Consider the following 2,848-nt stretch of genomic DNA (forward strand, 5'->3'; position numbering starts at 1 on the left):
GTCCAGGCGCCGAAGCTTTCGCCCATGTCGCAGTTCAGCAGGATTCGTCTGTGCATGCCGACAAGCTTAGAACCACGCCGTCGCTACGGAAAGCCTTCGATTGAGCAAGCTGGCTTCTACAACGGCGATAACCAACCGTTCCTCAATACACGTCGCGGCGATAGCGGCCCTGCTCGATCAACGCCAGCACGCCGGCCTCACCGAGCAGCTCATGCAGCACCTCATCCACCCCCGCAGCCATGCCGGCGAGGCTGCCGCAGACATACAGCGAGGCGCCGTCGGCCAGCCACGCGCGCAGCGACTCGGCGGACTCGCGCAGGCGATCCTGCACATAGATTTTCTGCGCCTGATCACGGGAGAACGCCAAGTCCAGGCGCGCCAGCTCGCCACCTGCCAGCCAGCCTTGCAGCTCGTCACGGCAGTAGAAGTCATGGGCCGCATTGCGCTCGCCGAACAGCAGCCAATTGCGCGTATGGCCGGCGACGATGCGCGCCTTGAGCAGGCTGCGCAGCCCGGCCAGGCCGGAGCCGTTGCCAATCAGAATCACTGGCCGCTCATCCTCCGGCGCATGGAAGCCGCTGTTGCGGCGTACCCGCGCCAACAACTGGCCGTGCAGGGGCGCAGAGTCGGTGAGCCAGCCGGAGCCGAGGCCGAGCGAGCCGTCGGCATGCCGTTCCTGGCGCACGAGCAACTCCAGCACGCCGTCGCTGGCCAGCGAGGCGATGGAATATTCGCGCGCGCTCAGCGGCACCAGGGCATTCAGCAGCGCCTGGGCGTGCAAGCCGACCAGGTGGGCGAAGCTGTCCGGCAGCTGCTTGCCGGCCAAGGCCTGCTGCAATGGCTGGCGCACGCCTGCGAGTTCGACCGGCTGGCTGCCGTCCACGCCATGGCCCTGCAACCAGGCCTGCACCTTGGCCTCGGCCTGCCGCGGCAGCACCTCGAGAATATCGCCCGCGGCCCACTCAACGGCTTGCTCGGCACGCAGCCCCAGCCAGTAAGTCGGTGCACCTTGGCTGTGTGGGTTGAGCAGCTCGCGCCGAGCCAGCGTCCACAGGCCGTAGGGCGTTTCGCCCTGGTACAGCGGCTGGGCTCCGGTCAACTCGCCGAGCTGGCGCTGCCAACTGGCCAGCGCCGTGGCATCGCCCGCATCGACCTGCACCGCGTCGAACAGGTGCTTCGCGCCTTGCGCGGCCAACCAGTGTTGGACGCGCTGGGCGAACCCGCAAAAATGCTGGTACTGCCGATCGCCCAGGGCGAGCACCGCATAGCGCAGATGCTCCAGGTCCAGCGCCTGGCCGAGCAGCTTGCGCTCGAAGCCGCGCGCACTGTCCGGCGCCTCGCCATCGCCAAAGGTGCTGAGCACGAACAGCGCGTTATGCGCCTGACGCAGCATCTGCTCATCCAGCTTGGCCAGTGACTGCACGCTGACCGGCAGGCCGGCGGCTTGCAGTTGCCCGGCGGTTTGCCAGGCCAGTTGCTCGGCGAAGCCGCTCTGGCTGGCGAAGCCGATCAACCAGCCATCCGCCTGCGCCACGCCCGGCTGCAAAGCCCCGCGTGCGCGCAGCATGGCGCGCTTCTTGCGCCGACGGTCGAGGTACAGCAGCCAGCCGGTGATGGCGAACAGCGGCATCGCCAGGCTGGCGAGCATCATCAGGATGCGCCCCGGCATGCCGAAATAACTGCCGACGTGCAGGGCATACACGCTGGTGAGCAATTGATCGCCGAACGACTTGTCGGCATACACCTGGTGACGCTTGAGTTCACCGCTCAACGGGTCCAGCGTCAGCTGGTTGAACGCGCGCTCGTGCGGCGCATCGCTGCGCAGGTAAAACACCGTCGCCGGCTGACCAGCCGCAGGCGGCAGGCGCAGGTTGTAAGCGCTCAGCTGCGCTCCCGCGTGGCTCTGAATAGCGTTCCACAGCGCCGGGTAATTGACCTCCGGCACCTCGCCAGCCGGCGGCGGGCCACGCCGGCCGCGCTGCTGGCCGCCCGGCTCGTCGCTGAGTAACGCGGTCGCGCCTTCGCGGTACCAGTCGTACGACCAATACAACCCGCTCAGCGCGGCCAACAGGTACAGCGCCAGGCACCAGGTGCCGGCGACCGCGTGCAGGTCCCAATTGAAACTGCGGCCCTTGCGCGCCCAGTCGAGGGTCAGCCAGGCGCGCCAGCTCGACACCTGGCGCGGCCACCGCAGGTACAGCCCGGACAGGCAGAAGAAAATCAGGATCAACGTACAGGCCGCGGTGATTTGCTTGCCGTACTCGCCCATGGCCAGGAAGCGGTGCAGGCGCAGCATCAGGTCGAAAAATCCTTGGCCGCTCGGTTCGGCCAGCAGTTCGCCGCTGTATCCATCGAAGTAGCGCGACGGCCCGCGACGCTCGCCCGGCGCCGGCGCGAAGAACACCCGCGCGGCGTGATCGCCCTGCACCTCCAGCCACAGACCGACGACACGCTGCTGGCTGGCCGCTTCGAGCTTCGGCACCAGTTGCGCCGGCGTGAGCACGCCGCTCTCTTGCACCTCGACGCTGAGCACGTCGGGGTTGAACGCGCGCATCAACTCATCCTGGAACGAGTAGGCGGCGCCGGTCACCCCCATCAGGGCCAACACCAGTCCGGCACTGATACCGAACAGCCAATGCAGCTGGAACAGGATTTTCTTCAACACGGGAAACTCGACCACAGAGACGTTGAGAGCGAATGTCGACCACCGGCACAGCGCCGGCGCCCGGCAAAACAAGAGCGAATTCTATTTGAGAATCAGTTACGGATATTGCTGGATTGCCGCCTTTACGCTTTATTTACGCTCTGTGCCCGTTAACTGTTGGTGCAGACCGCCGTCACGTGGGAG

General features: G+C 66.5%; 1 protein-coding gene. It reads right to left on the reverse strand.

Annotated features, from left to right (window positions below):
- Positions 1-142: 142 nt before the first annotated feature.
- Positions 143-2,662 (reverse strand): sulfite reductase flavoprotein subunit alpha, encoded by a 2,520-nt coding sequence (locus B3M58_RS14510; RefSeq protein WP_296220137.1) that lies wholly within the window; start codon positions 2,660-2,662, stop codon positions 143-145.
- Positions 2,663-2,848: the final 186 nt, after the last annotated feature.

The organism is Pseudomonas sp. UBA2684 (assembly GCA_002354655.1).
Lineage (GTDB): Bacteria > Pseudomonadota > Gammaproteobacteria > Pseudomonadales > Pseudomonadaceae > Aquipseudomonas.